The 18,861-nt window shown below is 71.2% G+C and carries 11 protein-coding genes; 4 read left to right on the top strand and 7 right to left on the bottom strand.

The features are described from left to right. Window positions 1–43: 43 nt before the first annotated feature. The 6 genes from J3S89_RS16845 to J3S89_RS23535 all read right to left on the bottom strand — a co-directional run bounded on the left by J3S89_RS16845 (window position 44) and on the right by J3S89_RS23535 (window position 10,552). Complete coding sequence (locus J3S89_RS16845; protein WP_217928945.1) at window positions 44–1,198, bottom strand: polysaccharide biosynthesis/export family protein; 1,155 nt, start codon at window positions 1,196–1,198, stop codon at window positions 44–46. Between the two features lie 243 nt (window positions 1,199–1,441). Next, window positions 1,442–2,740, bottom strand: coding sequence for a KpsE/RkpR family capsule polysaccharide export protein (locus J3S89_RS16850; protein WP_217928946.1), 1,299 nt, complete (start codon window positions 2,738–2,740; stop codon window positions 1,442–1,444). 287 nt (window positions 2,741–3,027) lie between these two features. After that, window positions 3,028–4,437 carry a hypothetical protein gene (locus J3S89_RS16855; protein WP_217928948.1) on the bottom strand — a complete coding sequence of 470 codons (1,410 nt, stop codon included), beginning with the start codon at window positions 4,435–4,437 and terminating at the stop codon, window positions 3,028–3,030. Window positions 4,438–4,517: 80 nt separating this feature from the next. Beyond that, a complete protein-coding gene (locus tag J3S89_RS16860) occupies window positions 4,518–6,632 on the bottom strand; it encodes a capsular polysaccharide biosynthesis protein (protein WP_217928950.1) in 2,115 nt (704 codons plus the stop codon). A gap of 117 nt (window positions 6,633–6,749) precedes the next feature. Then, window positions 6,750–8,507 (bottom strand): hypothetical protein, encoded by a 1,758-nt coding sequence (locus J3S89_RS16865; protein WP_217928952.1) that lies wholly within the window; start codon window positions 8,505–8,507, stop codon window positions 6,750–6,752. 98 nt (window positions 8,508–8,605) lie between these two features. After that, entirely contained in the window at window positions 8,606–10,552 is a 1,947-nt protein-coding gene (locus J3S89_RS23535) for a glycosyltransferase (protein WP_217928954.1), read from the bottom strand. Between the two features lie 244 nt (window positions 10,553–10,796). Here J3S89_RS23535 and J3S89_RS16875 point away from each other — a divergent pair, with 244 nt between their 5' ends. From J3S89_RS16875 to J3S89_RS16890, 4 genes are all read left to right on the top strand, one after another. Beyond that, complete coding sequence (locus tag J3S89_RS16875) at window positions 10,797–12,095, top strand: glycosyltransferase family 2 protein (RefSeq protein WP_217928956.1); 1,299 nt, start codon at window positions 10,797–10,799, stop codon at window positions 12,093–12,095. Window positions 12,096–12,509: 414 nt separating this feature from the next. Continuing rightward, window positions 12,510–13,823 (top strand): tetratricopeptide repeat protein, encoded by a 1,314-nt coding sequence (locus J3S89_RS16880; RefSeq protein WP_217928958.1) that lies wholly within the window; start codon window positions 12,510–12,512, stop codon window positions 13,821–13,823. 81 nt (window positions 13,824–13,904) lie between these two features. After that, window positions 13,905–16,061, top strand: a complete 2,157-nt coding sequence (locus J3S89_RS16885) for a glycosyltransferase (protein WP_217928960.1) — start codon at window positions 13,905–13,907, stop codon at window positions 16,059–16,061. A gap of 5 nt (window positions 16,062–16,066) precedes the next feature. Next, complete coding sequence (locus tag J3S89_RS16890; RefSeq protein WP_217928961.1) at window positions 16,067–18,136, top strand: glycosyltransferase; 2,070 nt, start codon at window positions 16,067–16,069, stop codon at window positions 18,134–18,136. A gap of 44 nt (window positions 18,137–18,180) precedes the next feature. Here the strand turns inward: J3S89_RS16890 and J3S89_RS16895 are convergent, their stop codons facing one another. Next, entirely contained in the window at window positions 18,181–18,861 is a 681-nt protein-coding gene (locus tag J3S89_RS16895) for a Crp/Fnr family transcriptional regulator (RefSeq protein WP_217928962.1), read from the bottom strand.

Below are 18,861 nucleotides of genomic sequence, written 5' to 3' on the forward strand. Positions count from 1 at the left end.
CGCCGCCGGCCTCGGAGTTTCCGACCCTGTTCGATCGATCGCCTCAGTTCACGGTCGCGGTCGACTTGAACGCGCCGACGGTCGAGGTGACGCCCCGGATCACGGTCACGAACTTCGAGAATTGAACGGTGGGAGCGTTGGCGACGTAGATCATGTCCTTGTCGCGGACGGTGATCTGTTGGGCGAAGAAGTAATCTCCGGCCTTGTCGAAGCGAAGCCGATAGATGACCGGAACGGGTTCGTTGCCGGCGAGATGTCTGGAGTTCGGACGCAGGGCGCGCACGACGCTCGCCGCCTCGCGACGGAACAGGAACACGGCGCTGGAATCGGCCTGGGTGTCGATCAGACCACCCGCCTTGGCGACCGCCTGCAGCAGCGTCATCGGCTCGTCGTCGATCGGATAGTCCTTCTGCGCGGCGACCGCGCCGAGCGCCACGAACACCGGGGCGTCGCGATAGACGTAGATCTTGTCGCCCGGGTAGACGTAGACGTCTTCCTTCGGGTTCCTGAGGATCGTCTCGAGCAGCGCCGACTCGCTCGTCGAACCGCGCGTCAGCCGGACCTTGGTCTCGTGCGGCAGCGTCTTGACGCCGCCGGCCTGGGCGATGACGTCGAGCAGGCGATCGCCCTTGAGGGAGAGCGCGACGCGCGCGGCGCCGGTGGCGTCGCCGGTCACGGTGGCGGCGGCGCCGTTGCCCTGCGTCGAGACGATCACCTGCGGTTCGATCGCCTTGTCCTTGAGCTTGGTCTCGATGGCCTTGGCGACCGCGGCGGGCGTGCGCCCGGCGGCGGGGACGCGTCCGGCATAGGGGACGCTCAGCGACCCGTCGCGATCGACGGTCTGCGGCGGCAGCGCGATGTTGCGCGAACCGGCCGAGGTCGTGCCCATCGGCGCGGTATTGGAGAAGAGACCGCCGCCGGCGGCCTCGAAGATGGTGATGACGACCTGGTCGCCGACGGACAGCGCCTGCGAGGGCGCCGGAGCGTGGCTCGAGAAGCGGCCGGCGAAGGCATTGACGGGGCGATTGCGCAGCGCCGGCAGGTCCGACTCGGTGACGTCGATCACTTCATAGGGAAGGTCGGCGACCTCCGTGCCCGTCGGTTCCACGACCATGCTCGCGGTCGGTCCGGAGGCCGGAAGATTGGAACATCCCGCGAGGAGACCGAAGAGAAGGGGCAGGAGGATCAGCTTCTTCATAGTCTACCAGCGTGTCCGATTTCACGGGGGGTGCTTAGCACGGAACCGTGCGAGCGCCAACCGAAGGGCCGCGACGCAGTCGAGCCCGAACAATGCTTCGAACTCGTCAAGTTTCTGTATGCTTGGATCATTCGATGGAAAGACAAATTCTCCCGGCGGCCGATATCGGGCCGGCGATGTTGCCGAATGGCAACGGTCTTCGCGTCCGCCGCTGCGGTCGATCGTCGCATCGACGAGGCCGGATCAGCCGACGAGATGCGAGCGCAGCACGCCGAAGACGAGCGAGCCGAAGAACGACAGGCCGATGCCGATGATCCCCGCCGCCAACAGGCTGGTGAAGGGGGTCGGATAGGAGGGGCGCCCGTCGGCGTGCGGGGCGGCGACGACGGCGACGTATTTCTGCTGGCGCAGCATCGCCCGTCGGGTGAAGTCGAGCGACTGGCGCGCCGCCGTCAGGTTCTGTTCGGCATATTCCTGCGCGATCTTCAGTGCTTCGAAGCGGGAGATCTGGTTCGCCGCCGCGCTGCCGGCGCCGCCCAGGCGCCTGCGGAGTTCGGCGATGCGATCCTTCGTCGTCTGGATCTCGGTCATGAGCGACCGGCGTCGCGGATGGTCGCGCGCGCCGGTGGCGTCGATCGCGGCGAGTTCGTTCTGACTGCCGGTGAGCTGGCCCTCGAGCTGTCCGATCAGGCCGTTGATCATGGTCACGTCGGCGGTCGGGTCGACGATGCCGTTGGCGTCACGCCAGCGCGCCATCTCGATCCGGGCATCGGCGGCCCGTTTCTCGGCGTTTCCGACCTCCGCCTCGCTCGCCTTGAGCGCGTCGGTGCGCGCCCGCAGGTTCATCTGGTCGGCGAATTCCTCGGTGACCTCGATCAGCGCGCGCGCGATCGTCTCGGAATCGGGGGGCGAGAAGGCCTGAACGTCGAGAACGACGATCTGTTCCATCATGTTGTAGCGGGCGGTGACGCGGGTGCGATAGGCGTCGTAGAGCTCGTCCTCGGTCGCGTCGGCGGGCAGCCGGACCAAGGGATCGGCGTCGGGGTGGGCGAGCAGCGCCCGCAGGTCGACCCGCGACTGGAGACGCACCATCGCGTCGCGAGAGGCGATGAAGTCACGCGCCGCATAGCCGTCGACGAGCCCGCCGAGGACGCCGCCGCCGGAGGCGAGCATCGATCCCATCGACGAGGCGGACGAGGAGGCCTCGCTGCCACGGATCGAGAAGCGGACCTCGGTCGTATACATCGGCGTGGCGATGAGGAAGACGTAGATCGCGACGGCGAGGACCGGCAGGACGGCGGTCAGCGCGGCGAGAAGACCGAGGACGCGGGAGCGGCGGCGCGTCACCCGGCGCAACTCGAAGAACTGGACGGGATCGACGATCGGCGTGGTCGGACGCGTCGCCAGGGCCGACTCGGTGGGCGTCGCCAGTGCCGACTCCGTGGGCGTCGGCACCAGAGCGTTCTTCGCTTTCCTCTTCTTCTTGCTCGACCGCGACGGCAGCGCGCGGAGGATGCCGATCAAGATCTTCTTCGAGGTCATGTGCAAATTTCATCCGGCCCTTGTCGACGATACGCGCCTGCTCGCAATACTCGGTCAGAGTCCTCGCACGGAAGCTCGATACGATCCAGATCCGCCTCGTCGTCTCGCCTGCGAACGAACCCCTTCACGGCAATGGGCTACGCCTCCCGGCGACACGGGCGGCATCGTCGACGAGATATACGTCGAAACACGGCGAGAGTGCGACGGGGATCCGGCCGGACCGGACGAAAAACGGCCTTCTCGCGGGTCCGCCGGTCCGTCCGAGCGCGCGGACGTGGCCTCCCGCGTCAGCGGCGACAGGCCCCGGCCGGCCAATCCGCCGTTCCCGCCGGCCCGGCCCGGGCGATGATGCAGGCCATCGCGGCCCGCGCCCCGAGCGCGCGCAGGTCGAGCGGGGCGATCGGCCGCGCGCCGCCGTAGCGGACGGCCGGAACGAGATGGGGGCGGTTCTGATCGACGACCTCGTCGGCGACGGCGACGTTGCCCTCGGCGCGGATCGCGGCCTCGCTCTCGTTGCGCGGCACGCTCGCGCCCGGCGTCGTCGTGGTGGAGAGGCCCATCGGGCGGCGCCCGGCGGCGGGAACGCCGAGAAAGAGATTGCTCTCGGCGAGGACCAGCGCGCCGTCGCTGGCGAAGGTCGCATAGGTCGCCCCGGCGCGGCCGTCGCCACGATCATAGGGTTCGAAGGCGAAGAGATTGTCCACTTCGTGCAGCAGCACCCGGCCGAAGGCGCGCGGCTGACGTTGCCCGGCCCATTCGAAGAAATTGCCGGCGAGCGTCATGCGGTAGAGCGGCTCGAGCGGGCGTGCGGCGGGGTCGGCGTAGTTCGGGCAGCCGCCGCCCGCGGCCGGAGCGCCGCCGCATCCGTCGGTGCCGAACAGCATCGCCTTGTCGTGCCGGCCGAAGCGATTGTAGGCGATGGTGACGCGCCCGATGCCCGCCGGGGGCATCGGTCTGCCGACACCGGAGGTGATGTCGATCTCGCCGTCGCCGCAGGTCTCGAAGTCGTTGTGGATCACCGCGAGGCGATCGAAGGCGCCGGTCACGGTGATGCAGTCGCGGAAGTCGCGCCCGTCGGCGCGGCCCTTGTTCTCGCCCTCGTAAGGATACTTGCGCAGCGTCAGACCGGCGACGACGACGTTGCGCCGGCCGGGCAGCATGATCAGAGGGATCTCCGCCGGGGCGATCAGCGTCACGCCGGTGCAGCCGCCGTCGAGGGTGGTGTCGTCGGGCGGCCGGATCGCCGCCTGCAGAGAGATGGTCCGCCCGGTGAGGGCGGGATCGAAGACGATCGTCGTCGGGCCGCGCCGCCGCGCGGCCTCCGCCACCACGGCGCGCAGCGATCCGGCGATGGGCGGGCTTCCGCGCCCGTAATCGGCATCCGAGGTGACGGTCAGCGTCGGTCCGCCGAGGCCGCCGGTGGTGCCGGCTTCCGCCGCGAAGCCGGGGATCGCCGCCACTTTCGCCGCCGCGCTCAGGGCACAGGCCTTGGCGCCGCCGCTCGCCGCCCGTGCCTCGGCGCGTGCCCGGGCGAGAACCTCGTGGGCACGGGCGCGGGCCGCCTCGTCGATCCGCGCGGCCGCGCCGGCCGGAAGGACGCAGGCGGCGAGGGCGAGGACGGCGAGGAGGAACGCCCACGTCCGCGATCCCGAGGGCGCGCGCGACGGGGCGAGAGGGAATCGAGCAGGGGTCGTCACGTCGCGCCTCTCGAAGGCTGTTTCGGCGATGATCGAGAGCGATTCCGACCGAAACGTGACGCCGGTCGCGCCCCTCGCCGTCAGGGACGGCGCAGCAGGCGCCAGATCGGGCCGGTGAGATTGTGGGCCGACCAGGCGGCGACGTGGCGCAGGTTGCGGCGCAGCCGCCCGCTCGGGCTCGCGTCGCGGGCGCGCGCCGCGCTCAGGCGCTCGACGATCACTTCGACCGGGCAGGGCAGTCCCGTCTGCGGATCGACGTAGCGGGGATAGAGGACGAGGGCGAGGGCGACCAGCGCGTCGATGGTGAGGCGGCGGTCGCGACGCGGGACCGGGCAGAGGTCCTCGGTGAGGCCCCATCCGGCATAGAACGGGGCGCCGTGGGTGGTCACCGGCAGGCCCCGGATCAGCGCCTCGAAGCCGGTCAGCGACGTCATGGTCTCGACCGCGTCGACATGGGCGAGGAGCGAGGCCATGGCCACGTCGACGACGACACGGTCGGCGAGCGCGCCGGCGATCGCGTCCGGAACACGGCCGCGCCGATAGCCGGCGTGGACGTCGGGGTGCGGCTTGTAGACGATGAAGGCGTCGGGATGGCGGGCGCGGACGGCGCCGAGCAGGTCGGCGTTGGTGGTGACCACGGGCGAGCCGAGGCGGACCGAGGCGTCGTCCTCGACCTGACCGGGCACGAGAATGCACCGCCGCCCGCCGGGCAGCGCCAGCGGGCCGGTGTCGGCCTCGTTGTATTTGGAAAGGCCGCGCGCGACGATCGTCTCGCGCAGCCGCGCCGCCCGTTCGATCAGGGCGGGCGAGAATTCCGTCGTCTCGGCGAGATGTTCGAAGGCGCTCGGCCGCGTCGGATCGTAATAGATGCCGCGATCGTCGAAGACCAGCGAGGCGGGCGCCACGAAGGAGGCGCCGAGGCCGACGGAGCGCAGGAACCCGTCCTCGACCCGTACGACCGCGGGCGGATCCTCGCCCGGCGCCGCGACGATCGGCCGGCTGCCCCAGACCACCAGCCGCGCGCCCTCGGTGCGGGCGAGCCGGACGGCGTCGGCCTCGCGGCGGGCGAAACGCGGCGGTCCGCCGATCCCGTCGAGAAACCGCGTGACGGCGCGCCGCTTCCATCGCGAGAAGCCGAGGCAGACCGAGGCGGCGGCCTCGTGGTGGCGGTCGCGCAGGAAGGCGAGCCGTTCGACCGCCTCGGCGAAGGCGATCGGCCGGCCGGTCCAGGGATCGATCCAGCGGCAGTGGTCGAGATAGGCGGCAGCGGCGAAGGCCGCGCGCGTCGGCCGCGCGGCACGGCGCGAGAGCGCGGGGAAACGGTCGTCGGTCAGACCCCAGCCGGCATAGGCGGCGGCGCCGAAACAGGTGACCGGCACCCCGGCGAGCATCGCCTCGAGGCCGAATTGGCTCGAAACGACATAGACGCGGGCGGCGATCTCGATCAGCGACCAGGGGTCGACGTCTTCGGCGAGGATGACGACGCCCGGCCGGCCGACCGCCTCCAGGAGATGGCCGCGCTTCCTCCCCGAGATCGTCTCGGGATGGATCTTGACGGCGATGGTCCGGCCGGGATTTTCCGCGATCGCCGCCTCGAGCATGTCGCGGAACGTGGCGGCGTCGGCGAGCGCCCCGACGACGGAGGCGTCGCCGAAGGTCTGGTCGACGACCACGACGACGTCGCGGCCGGCGGGCAGCCCCAGGACGGCGGCGGATTTGGCCGGCGCGTGGTTGTATTTCGAAAGGCGCGTGTCGCTGAGCGCGGCGAGCACGGCGTGGCCCGGCGCGTCGTCGGTCTCGGCCGCCCGGCGCGTCACCGCCGCCTCGAGGTCGCTCGGCTCGCGGGCGTCGTAATAGATCCCGGTGCGATCGACGATCCAGCCGATCGCCGGCTCGCGGTCGCCGGGGCGCACCGAGCGCAGGAAGCCGTCCTCGAGCGCCACATAGGGCAGCCCCGTGCGCGCGGCGCGGCGGCGCTGGGCGTCGGCGGTCGGCTTGTGGCCCCAGCCGACGAGAAGATCGACGTCGCTCGGCCCGCCGAACCGCAGGCGCACCGGATCGGCGTCGAGGAGGCGCGCGACCACGTCGCGCGTCTTCCAGATGCCGGGGGAGGCGATGCCGAAGCGTCGCCGCGCCGGTGCCTCGGCCGGTCGGGGCGTCCGCGTCGCGGCCGAGGGGAGATCGTCGTGGGTCACGCGGGGGATCGGTCCGGTTCGGCGGCGTCGGCCGGGGTGGGCGACGCACGGCGGTCAACTTGCCGCGCCGCGAAGGTCTCGGTCAACCGCCGCACCGACGGCGCGGGTGAAGGCGGATCAGGCGAAGCCGAAGGCGTCGGCGGCCGCCGCCGACGCGGTGTTCGGCAACAGCGACAGCAACGGCGCCTCGCTCCAGCACTGGACGAGCGTGCGGCTGGTGACGTCGTAGGCGATGGTGAGGACGCCGGCGAGGTCGGCGAAGGCCGCCGACGGATCCTCCGCCGAGAGGCGGCGGTCTTCGCCGAGGGCGCGGACGTGGCCGGAGGCGGCGGCGAAGTCCAGCGCGGCGCGCTGCGACGCGCCGGCCGCGATCGTGACGAACCGGATCTTCGGGACGATCTTCACGAGATCCGTCGACAGCCGCGCGATCGCCTCGACATAGGCGTCGTCGGCCGAGGGCGCGAAGAGACCGACGATCGCCTCGCCGCCCGCCGGGATCGGCCGCCGCTTCGCGATCCGGCGGGGCGGCAGCTCGAAGACCTCCACCTCGGTCTCGGGCGACAGGGTGCGTTGACGATGCAGCGCGGCGGCGCGCTCGGGCGAGGCGACGCGGACGACGTCGGCATTGTCGATGACGTCCTCGAGGATCCGCCGTTCGGCGGCGGCGAGCGGGGTGGTGCGCCAGCGCGCGAGATCCGCGGGCCCGTGCGGATCCTCGCCGAGCAGGTTGAGCTCGAGCCGCGCCCCGGTGCGCCGCGCGGCGATCAGCGCCGCATAGGCGAGGAGCGGCGCGTCGGGAACGACGACGCGTCCGATGCGCTCGGCCTCGATCGTCTGCGCGATGCGCGCCGCCGCCGTCGAGACGAGCCCGTCGGGGGAACTGCCGAGATTGCGGAGCGGCGGTCGGGCGAGCGTCGCGACGATGGCGTCGTCGACGAGGAGGGAGGTGCGGCAGCCGTTCTCCTCGCGACGCCGCGCGTCGATCCGCGCCAGGACTTCGCGGGTCGGGAGCAGCCGCTCGGTGGTGCCGCTGAGGATCGTCATCACCCGGCCTTCGTCACAAGGACCGTCGGTGGTCCCGCGCTCCGGCAGGGCGGGACGCGTGGCATAGGGCGCGCGCCAGGCGACGGCATGGTCGTAGAGACGACGCTCGACCCCCGACGGGGGCGCGTCGCGAAGCACCGTCCGTGCGATCTCGCCGGCGGCGTCGATGCGCCCGTTCTCGAGGAAGCGCTGCACCAGACGCGACACGATCTCGAGGCGGGGAGCGATCACCCAACCGTCGCGCGCGAGGCGCATCGCGGTCTGCGGGTCACGCTCGACCAGCGCCAGCGCCAGTTCGTAATGCGCCCGGGCGCGCTCCGCCGGAGTTCCGACCGCGCTCTTCAGGGCGCCGGTCGCGCCGTCTCGATCGGTCAGGGCGAGCGTTTCGAGGACGCGGTCGGAGACCCGGCACCATTCGACCGGCGCCACCTCGCGCTTGGTGGTCTTCGCGCGCTTGTCGCGGAAGTTGCGGATCGTCAGGCTGACGATGCGCCAGGGCAGAAGCAGGACCCGCAGCGGGGTGTCGGCCGAGACGAGCAGATGGCCGAGCCGGAACGAGATCGAATTCTTGGTCTTCTGGATCTGTTGTTCCGTCGCCCGCAACTGGTGGCGGAGTTCGACGATGGTGCGCTCGGCGGCACGGTTGCGTTGGCGCTCGCGCTCGAGCAGCGACTGGAGGATCTTGGTCTCGACGGTCCTGGTCCGGCGCAGCGAGGCGGCACGCTCGGTCTCCCGGCTCGGAACCGCATCGCGCGCGGCGATCGCGGTCCCGACGGTGAGATTCGACGGTTCGGCCGGACTCGTACTCTGGTCCATCGCGGTGTTCGACATGTCCATGTCGGTGGGGAGCCCCCCGGGGTCCACGGCATCCGCCGGACCCGGCTCGGGGAACGAAACGTCCCGAAGCAAGCGAACCATCGCGGCGCCCGTCATCGCCGATACCTCGGAATGGGAGCGCGCGCCATGTAGGCCTCGACCGTGGCATCCAACATGGACGCCACGGAAAACCGATTTTGCGCCCAAACTGCGGCGCGAGTCGAGAACTCCCTCCGCCGATCGGGGTCGAGCAGCTGCGCGAACATCCGATCCGCGACGTCGCGCGGATCCACCGTGCTCGCGCTCGCCAGGACGAGGCCGGTCCGATCCGCGTCGACGGCCTCCGCGGCGCCGCCGGCCGGAGTCGTGACGACCGGCACGCCGGCCAATTGAGCCTCGATCAACGCGTTGGGAACGCCCTCGTGGCGGGACACGAGGAGGAGCGTGTCCATCCGAGAGAGCCAATAGCCGACGTTTTCCGAACGCCCGACGAAGAGGACGCGATCGGCGATGCCGAGATCGCGGGCATATTCGGCGGCGGCCTCCGCCAACGCACCCTCGCCGACGATCACGAAGCGCACGTCGGGCTCGCGCGCGAGAAGCGAGGCGGCGATGTCGAGCCACAGGAGCGGGCGCTTGTTGGCGTCGAGCCGCATCACGCAGCCGAGCGTGAAGCGTGCCGGACAGCGCGCGTCGAAACGCGCCCACATCAGCTCCGACTCGGTGGTCGGATGCGGCGTCGAGGGCTGGACGCCGTTGGCCACCACCGTGAAGATGCCGGGATCGAGATCGAGCCAGGAGGCATAGCGCTCGGCGACGTAGCGCGCGTTGGTGACGGCCGAGACGTGCGGCATCGCGAGCAGGTTCCGGCAGAGCAGCTCGTAGGCGTCGGAATGACGCTCCGGCCGATCGATCGGCGGGACCGTGCGCAGGCCGAGCACGATTCGCGGCACCCCGGCGAGAAGCGCCGGCAGTGCCCCCATCAGGATCATGCCGTCCTGCCAGAGATGGACCACGTCGGGCATGGTGACGCGGAACTGGTCGGTCAGGCGCGCGACGCCCTCGCGCATCCGTTTGGGCAGACGTTCGACGAGTTCGACGAGATCGGCGGCGGTGGTGTGATGGGGGGCGCCGCTCCAGTCGCGCAGGTCGCGCATCGAGGCGACCTCGAGCCCGACACTCGTCAGCGCCGGCAGGAAGAAGTCGTAGCGCCGGTCGGCGTCGAGCGTGCGGACGAAGGGGCGGATCGGGCCGAGGATCGGATGACCGGCGATCGATCGGCCCTCCTCGGCGGCGGTGTGCAGGCCGACGGCGGTGTTGACGAACTGGCGCTCGGCGCCGCCCGCCCCCAGCGTTCCGGTCACCAGCGTCACGGGGCCGAGCGCGTGGCGGGCCGGCGCCAGCGGCATGCGGCCGGGGCGGCGCGTCGCCGCGAGCGCGACGAGGACCATGGCGGCGGAGACGTCGGGCGCCTCGGGGGCCGGCGGGGCCTCGAGAATGGCGCCGGAGATCCAGGCGTCGAGACGCGCCGATTCGTCGGCCGGGGTCTCCTCCTCGTCGTCATAGGCGCGCCGACCGTCGAGGAGCGCCTGGGCGGTGTTGATCTGACCCGCCTGCGTCAGCAGGCGGATCGCGACGATGCGCAGCCAGCGCGCCGTCGGGAAGCGGACGAGGGCCTGGGTCGCGATCCGCCGGGCGGCGTCGGTGTGGCCGATGTCGACCAGTCCGCGCACGAGCAGCGCCGGTCGGCGGGCGTCGTCCGGCAGGCGCGCGGCGCAGGCCTCGAGGAAGGTCGCCGCGACCTCTCCGCCCTGCCGGTTCTCGATCCGGCGCAGCGTCTCGGCGAAGGCGGTCCAGCCGTCGTCGGTGCGCCCGTCGATCACATGGCGGCCGAAGGCGGCGAGTTCGCCGCCGACACTCGTGAGGTCTCCCTCGTCGCCGCTCGCCGAGGGCGTGGCGGAACCGCCGCTTTCGTCACGGAGACGGGAGGCGAGAGGATGCGCTCCGTCGTCGGGCCGGCTCGACGATCGACGCAGGCGCGCCAAGAGTTCCCCTCTCACGGATCGTCGCTCCATGTTCGTTTCCGACCGTCGCGCCGACGCGTTCGCCGGCGGAGCCGATCACGAGGACATGACAAGTTTCGTGTCATCACGCAAGTGTGTGCGCTCCCTGCGGCGCCCTCGGGCCCCGGAGGAGAGGCGATCGGCTCGGTCGCGGCCGCCCGAAACGTTGTCACGGCGGGGTCGACGGCGTTAGAAGGCATCGAGGTTTCCGCCGTCCCGGCGGAGCGGAACCAGGCCCGCGATGTCGCTCTTCCACCCGAGAAGCTCTCTGCGATCCTTCGTCGCGCGAAGGGCCCTGGCGGCGGGGCGGACCGCCGACGCGCTGCGGATCGGCGGCGAGGACGACGTCGCGCTTCTGTCGCGGCTCGATCTTCACCTGTCGGTCCTCGCGCGGACGACCGCCGACGAGAAGCGCCGCGCGCCGGAGCGGATCGCCGCCCGGGTGGCGCTCGGGGATCTCGAGGCGCTGCCGCCGGTCGAGGCGTTGTCGAACGCATGGCGCTCGCGTCTGGCGCGTCTCGCCGCGCCCTGGTCCTGCGAGGTCGCCGTCCGGCTTCTACCGGCGCGCGAGGTCGCCGCGCGCGCCGCTGGTCTCATGGCGCTCGGCGAGCGCGAGGCCGCCGTGCCCCTGTTGGCGAGACTGACGCCGGATCGCCTCGAGACCCGCGCGCTCGCCTACATGGCGGCCTGCGGCGGCGCCGACGCGGCCGCGCGTGGCGCCGCCTTCGCCGCTCTCTTCGAAGGCGACGGGCTGCGGCCGCCGGAGGTCGACGGCCCCATCCGCGTGGCGACGCTGCGCGGCACCGCTCCGGCGCGATCGGGGCCGCTGGTGAGCGTCGTGATGCCGGCGCGCGACGCCGCCGCGACGGTGGCCGGGGCCGTTCGCGCGATCCTCGATCAGAGCCATCGCGATCTCGAACTCCTCCTCGTCGACGACGGCAGCCGCGACGGCACCGCGACCGTGGCGATGGAGGCGGCGGCGGGCGACGCGCGTCTGCGGGTGATCCGGCGCGACGAACCGGGCGGTCCCTATGTCGCCCGCAACGCGGCGCTTCGGTCGGCGCGGGGGCGGCTGGTGGCCTTCAACGACGCCGACGACTGGTCGCATCCCGACCGCATCGCCGTCGCCGTCGAACGTCTCCGCGACGACGCGGTGGTGGCGGTCCTGTCGGACATGATGCGGATGGACGACGAGGGCCGCCCCGCCGCCCAGCGCCGCTTCCCGCTCGTGCGGATGAATCCGTCGTCCCTGGTCGTGCGGCGCGAGGCGGTCGACCGGGCGGGCGGATTCGACGAGGTTCCGACGGGCGCCGACAGCGAATACATCGCCCGCCTGATCACGCTCCATGGACCCGGGGCGGTGGTCCGCGACCGCCGCCTCCTGGCGATCACGGCGCTGCGCCGGGGCTCGCTCAGTCACGGATCGGAAACGGCGATCGAACATCGCGAGGGCGCGCGCCGCCGCATCGCCTACCGCGAGGACTGGATGCGCCGGCACGCGGCTCTCACCCCGATCCGCGAGGTCTTCGCGCCTCGATGAACGGTCGCGGCCGTGGGAGGGGCGGGAGCGACCCGTGAGGCGGGGAGCGTCACCCGTGCCGTTGCGCTTTCGCACGATGACGGCTCTTTTCTGCCATATGCGCATCTTCGAATGCCGGGTGATCTTTCTTCTCTTGCGCAAGATATTTGTTGCGAGGCAACTGTTCGGTCCATTCGGGTTGCGGTCGTCGATTGTATAGTATTGCAATTTACATTGGCATGGGGCACACACGGTGCGAGTTCGGAATCGGCCCTATCTCCCGACGCCCGAACGGACCTTCGGTACGAGAATTCAATCGAGCGTTCGCTGGAATTGCCTGTGGGGCAATCTGCGCCCCCGGCGATTTCGTGTCGGATACACCGGCGAAACGATGCGTTTCGACAGGGTGTGTGAGCTTCGCGTGCGAGGTGGGAAATGAACGATGGGGTCGTGGGGACGGCGGCGGCCGAGACGGCTGACTTCTTCCAGTCGGCGCATGCCGCGGAGTTGCGCCTGAAGGAAGCCTGGAAGGTTCGCGACATGGCCGGCGCCGTCGCGGCGGCGGAGGACGTCCTGTCGTTCTCGCCCGCCAACGGGGCCGCGCATCGGCTTCGCCTGAAGGCGCTTCTGAAGCTCGGCGAGACCGCCGGTCTGGCCGAGGCCGCGCGCTCGGCCGTGCCCTTCGATCCGGAGTCCGCCCACACCGGCGCCCGCAAACTCGCGGCCGCTCACGATTGGGAGGGGGCCGCGACCGTGTTGGCGCCGCTGGCGGCATCGTCAGAGGCCGCGATGGCCGCGACGAACGATCTGCGCCAACGCGTCGCGTCGTGGCTCCTGTCTTCGGGCACTCACGCGGAGAAGGCCGGGGACGAGGTCACGGCCTGTCGCCTGTGGCGCCTCGGTCTCGCCGTGGTTCCCGACCACGCCGAATTGGCGCGCCGCGTCGGCCGCGCGGTGTCTTCGGCGGTCGGAAATGCCAGGGCGCACGAATTCGCGACGGATCCCCGAGGCTACGTGATCACTTGGCAGAGGGTCCTCGAGATCGATCCCGACCACGGGAACGCGCTGAAGCGGGTCGCGACCGCCTGCGAGAAGGTCGAGGACTACGACGCCGCGCTCGAATGCTGGGCGCGTCTGCTCCGCCTCGATCCGACCCAGACGACGATCGTGCAGCGCATGTTGCGCATCGCTCTCTCCGCTCAGAAGGAACCCGAGGCGCTCGCCCTCGTGCTGGAACTCGGTGGCACGGTGCCGGAGGATGCGACCGGCGAGCGCATTCTGCGCAAGGTTCTGGTGAAATGCCGGAGTGCCGTGCGCGAGCGCGACATTCCCACGGCGGCACGCCATCTCGTGCTCCTGCGGAAATGCGCCCGTGAGCCCGAGGCCTACGGCGATCTCGTCGAGCGCGTCGTGCCGCGGCTGGCGGCGCAGATCAAACGCCTGACGGCCGGTGGCGAGCCTTCGGAGGCGATGAGCCTGTCCCATCTCCTGCTCGAACTCGATCCGCGGAACCCGATCGCGCTCGGCAACCTCGCCCGATATGCCTATATGCTCCGTTATTTCTCGGAGGCCGGCGCCTTCTATCGCCGGATGATCGACGCCGATCCCTCGAGCGCGCCCCCCTGGTTGGGGCTGGCGCGGAGCCTGATGAAGGTCGGCGACGTGGACGGCGCGAAGGCGGCGGCGCGCCGCTGCCTCGAGCTCGATCCCGAGCGGGATGCGGCGCGCGAGATCGTCGCGGTGGAATGACGCGCGCCGGTTCCCGGCGCGGCAGACCGTGAGCGTCTCTGCGATCTAGGCTCACGGTGTGGAAATCGGAGTAGGTGCGACATGACCGGATCGAAGGACGGAGAGCGTCGTCTCGGCATGGGGACGTTCTCTTTCAATCCTCGGATCGCCAGCGATCTGGGGATCCGGCCGGTGTCGTCCCCGACGATGTCCAAACTGGCGGAAATGTCCCTGAAGCCGACGGAAGTGTCGGTCGGGACCACTCCCGATTCGAAATTCGACCTTCTGACGGCACGGGTCGAGGCCGCCGAGGCGGAGTTGGTCTCGGCGCGCCGTCGCGAGGTCGCCGCGCTGGAGCGCGTGTGGGACCTCGAGGCCGAGCTTCAGGCCCTCAACCTCGAGGACACCGCGGTTCTGCGTGCGCGCCTGAGCCAGGTCGAGCAGGATCTCGAAACCTTCCGCGCCGCCAAGCGCAACGCCGATCTCGGTGTTCTCGATCTGAAGACGCAGTTGAAGTCGGCGAAGGAAGAGCTCGCCCGCGTGCGGCGCAGCCCGACTCATCGAGTGGGCGAGGCGGTGATGGCGGTGGCGCTCGATTGGCGCCGGCTCTTCGCGCTTCCGGCCAAGATCGGCACGCTGCGCGCCGAGATGCGCAAGCTCGCCCTGCGCAAGACCGACGCGCTCACGCCGACGGCGGCGACCTCCGAATCGCTCGCGCTCTCCGAGGCCGCGATCGCGCGGGCCGACAAGGACGGCGTCGAGGCCGCCGCCGCCTGGGTCCGCGATCAACGTCCGCGCGCGAGCGTCCTCTCGCGCGCGCTGCTCGATCTCGCCCGCCATATTCGCCCGAGCGATCCCGGCGCTGCGGTCTCGCTCGCCCGCGCCGCCGTCGAGGCCGATCCGAACGAGGGGCGGGTGAAACACCTCGCCTTCGTTCTCATGGACGTCGGTGAGGTCTCCAAGGCGATCGAGGTGACGCGCGCGGCCCTCGCCGGCGGCGTTCCGTTCAACGCCACGGAGATGCGGCGCCACGAGGAACTGTCGGCGCTCGAGCGGCTGAAGATCGCCGGGGCGGGGCTGCCGGACGCGGCGGCGCGGCGCGGCGCGGCGAAGAGCGTGCTCCTCTATGCGCCGCAATCCCTCCCCAGCCACTGGTCGGCGACGAGCCTGCGGACCCATGCGCTGGCGCTCGCCTTCCGGGCCGCCGGCTGGGCGGCCGAAGTGGTGACGGCGCCGGGCTACCCCGCCAACGCCAAGACGATGGTCCCGGATCGGATCGACGGCATCGTCTACAATCGGCTGCCGGCGATCGACGTCGCCGCCCATCTCTTCGACGAACACGCGCGCGCGGCCGGTCGCGCTCTGGCGGAATTCGCCTCGAGCCGGGACGCATCGATCCTGGTCGCCTCGACCGCCGCGCCCTCGGCGCATGCCGCCGCGATCGCCGCGCGCCTCGCCGGTCTCGAGCTCGTGCTCGACTGCATCACGCTCACCCGCGCCCATCAGGAGCGTCCGACCGAGCGGGACACGATCCTGATCGGGCTCGAGGACGAGCTTCTGAGGGCCGCCGACGCGGTGCTCGTGCGTGACGACTTCTTCGACGATCGCCTTTCCGACGCGGGCGTTCCGGAGGACCGGATCGTCGCGATCGGCGATGCCGCGCCGACCCTCCCCCACGAAGGCGACGCGCCGAACTGGCGGGCCGATCCCGCCCTCGCCGGGCGCACGGTGCTCGGCTACATCGGCGATCCGCACGAGGATCTCGATCTCGAGAGCCTGCCCGACGTCGTCGCGGCGCTGGTCGCCGACGGGCTCGACGTCGGTCTGGCGCTGTTCGGCGTCGGGACGCGGTTCCAGAAGCTGCGCGACCGTGCCGAGCAGGCGGGTCTCGGCGGTCGGGTTCTGTTGGCCGGCCGTCCTCGACTCGGCCAGATCGACGAGGCCTTCGAGACCATCGACGTGATCCTGGCGCCGGCGTCGCCGAGCTGTGATCGCCGTGCCCGCTCGCGTTTCGAGATCGCCGAGGCTCTCGCCCATCGCCGCGTGGTGATCGCCTCCGGGCCGGTCGCCGCCGAGCTGCGCGACCGCGTCGTACTCGTGGGCGACGGCGGCGCGACCTCGGTCGCGGCGATCGCGCGAGCGGCCGCCGAGGTCGTCGCCGATCCGGAGCGCCGGGCGGCGCTCGCGGCCGCGCCGGGCGCGGACACCTCCGCTCAGGGGCTCGAGGCCCTCGCCTCGCGGCTCGAGCGGGCGAGGTGATCGCCATGGCGCTGTTCGGATTGTTTCGTCGCGCCGAAGTCGAGGCGGAGCCGCAGATCCTCGCCGATACCGGCGCCGATCTCGTCACGAACGCGGTGCGCAAGGGCTTGCGCGAGGGCCGTGCCGAGACCCGGGCGACCACGGCGGAGATCAACCGGGCGCGCGACCGGGTCGCCGCGGTCCGGCGCGTCACCGACATGCCCGAGGCCTTGGCGAAGGTGCTGGAGGACGTCGGCCGGCATCCGCGCGAGGAGCGCTTCCAGCAATTGGCGGCCCGCGTCCTCGAGCGGTTCCAGGATCCACGGGCGCTCGCCGTCTGGCGCGGCATCGACGAACGTTTCCCCGCGTCGCGTGAGGCCTATCTGCGGGTTCTGCGCTGGACGATCCGCATCGACGGGTTCGACGCCGGCCGCGAATTGAACGACCGTCGCTTCGAGCAGGAGCCGACCGATCCGGTGCGGCTCCTGGTCTTCGCGCGGTCCCTGCTCGAACTGAAGGACTTCGAAGAGGCCGAACGCGTCTTCTCCGAACTCGTCGAGATGAAGGAGACGTCGGACACGGTGCTGGCCGAACTGGCGCGGATCTATCTGACCCTCGGCCAGCCGATGCGGGCGCGAGAAATCGCCACGCTCGGACAGGAACGTTACGGAGCCACCCGGCGCATCGCCGAGGTGACCGAGCGCGTCGAGCGCGACATCGCCGCGCTGCAGAACCTCGCCTCGGTCGGAGACGGTGGCGCGAGCCATCTGCCGAACCGGGTGATCGAGCGGGTCTTCGAGATCGCCCGCGAGCAGCGGGGCGACGTCGGCGCGCGCGAGCACCGCGACTTCCTCGGCCCGGTGGTGCTGATCAACGGCTCCCTCGGGTCCGGTGGCGCCGAGCGCCAGCTCACCAACACGGCGGTGCGCCTGCAGGAGGCGATCGACGCCGGTCGCCGGATCGGCGGCCGCGACGTGATCGGTCCGGTCCATGTCCTCTGCCGCTCGCTGCATTCGCGCGCCGGGGCCGACTTCTTCGCCCCGCAGTTCGAAGAGGCCGGGCTGATCGTCCACGAATATGCGGAGATGCCCGAGTTCGTCGGTCGCCCGCGTCACTCCTGCGTCCGCGAGGTCGTCGAGTTCTTCGATCACATTCCGCCGCAGATGCGCGAGGGCCTCGTCTGCACCGCCGACATCCTGCGCCACGCGGCGCCCGACGTCGTCCACATCTGGCAGGACGGCTCGGTGCTGGCGACCGGACTGGCGGCACTCTTCGCCGGCGTCCCTCGCATCGTGCTCGGGGTGCGCACCTTGCCGCCGACCGATCGCGCCGAGCGCAACAAGCCGGAATACGAGGCGGTCTATCGCTCGCTCCTGGCGGCGCCGGGCGTCGTCATGGTCGCCAATTCCCACGCCGCCGCCCGGCGTTACGAATCGTGGCTGTCGCTCCCGACCGGCACCGTGCGGGTGATCCCCAACGGGCTGGCCGCCCTGCCGACCGAGGGCGACGAGGCGACGCTCGAGATGGCCCGCGCCTTCGATGCGCGCACCTCGCCGGACTGGTTCACCATCGGCTCGGTGATGCGCCTCGACGACAACAAGCGCCCGCTTCTCTGGCTCGACGCCGCCGCCGCGCTGGTGGCGCGGCGCCCGGACGTGCGCTTCGTCGTGGTCGGCGACGGGCCGCTGCGGCAGAAGGCGATCCGACACGCCGAGGATCTCGGCATCGCCGACCGCGTGCTCTTCACCGGACGCTCCTCCCACGTCGGCCATTGGCTCACGCGGATGGACGCGTTCCTGCTCTTGTCGCGCCACGAAGGCCTGCCGAACGTGCTCATCGAGGCGCAGTTCGCCGGCATTCCCGTGGTGACGACGCCGGCCGGCGGCGCCGCCGAGACCTTGGAGATCGGTGTCTCCGGCACGCTCCTGAAGAGCGTCGACGACGTCGATCCGGAAGTGGTCGCCGATGCACTCCTCACCTGGGAGCGGCGCGGCGCCGAGCGGACGGCGCTGGCGGAGCGCATCCGCGAGCGGGCGCTCGAGCGCTTTTCCATCGAGCGCATGCTCGAACTGACCATGGACGCCTATCTCGATTGAGAGGCGAGGTCGGCGGGCGGGCGGCTCTCGCCCCCCTGGTGAGTTCATTCCTCGCCGCGCGCCATCCGCCTGAGCGTCTCGACGCGGGAGATCGACACCCGCTCGCGATCGACGCCGACGCCGAGGTCGCGCAGCTTGGCGAGGCCTCGCGAGAAGCTTTCCGGGGTCATGCCGAGACGGCCGGCGATCAGCGTCTTCTCATAGGGGAACACCACCTCGATCGCCCCTTTCACCGGCCCGGCGAGATCGGCGAGGAAGCCGGCGATCCGCCGCGTCGCCGGCAGGCTCTTCAACTGCTCCAGTTCCTCGACCATGACCCGGAGATGCATCGAGGCCGAGGCGAGGATCGGGAAGGCGAGGTCGGGGTCGGCCGTGAGGCGCGAGCGCAGCCGTTCCGCGTCGAGGGTGAGAATGCGCGAATCCGCCGCCGCCTCGGCGCCGGCATGGGCGGGAATGCCGAGGAGCGCCGCCGCCTCGCCGAAACTCTGGCCGGGGCCGTTCACCGCCACCACCGTGTCGGTGCCGTCCTCGGTCGCCCGGTAGAGTTTGATCCAGCCGGCGACGACGATGTGCAGGCTGTCGATGAGATCGCCCTGCAGGAACAGGACCTGTCCCTTGCGCAGCGGGCGCGGCGTGCGGTCGCCGACCATCTCGCGCGCCAGCGCCTCGTCGATGTTCCGAAACAGCATGTTCCGCCGCACGATCGCGAAGTCGGCCTCGTCCAT

The organism is Pinisolibacter aquiterrae (assembly GCF_019160155.1).
Lineage (GTDB): Bacteria > Pseudomonadota > Alphaproteobacteria > Rhizobiales > Ancalomicrobiaceae > Pinisolibacter > Pinisolibacter aquiterrae.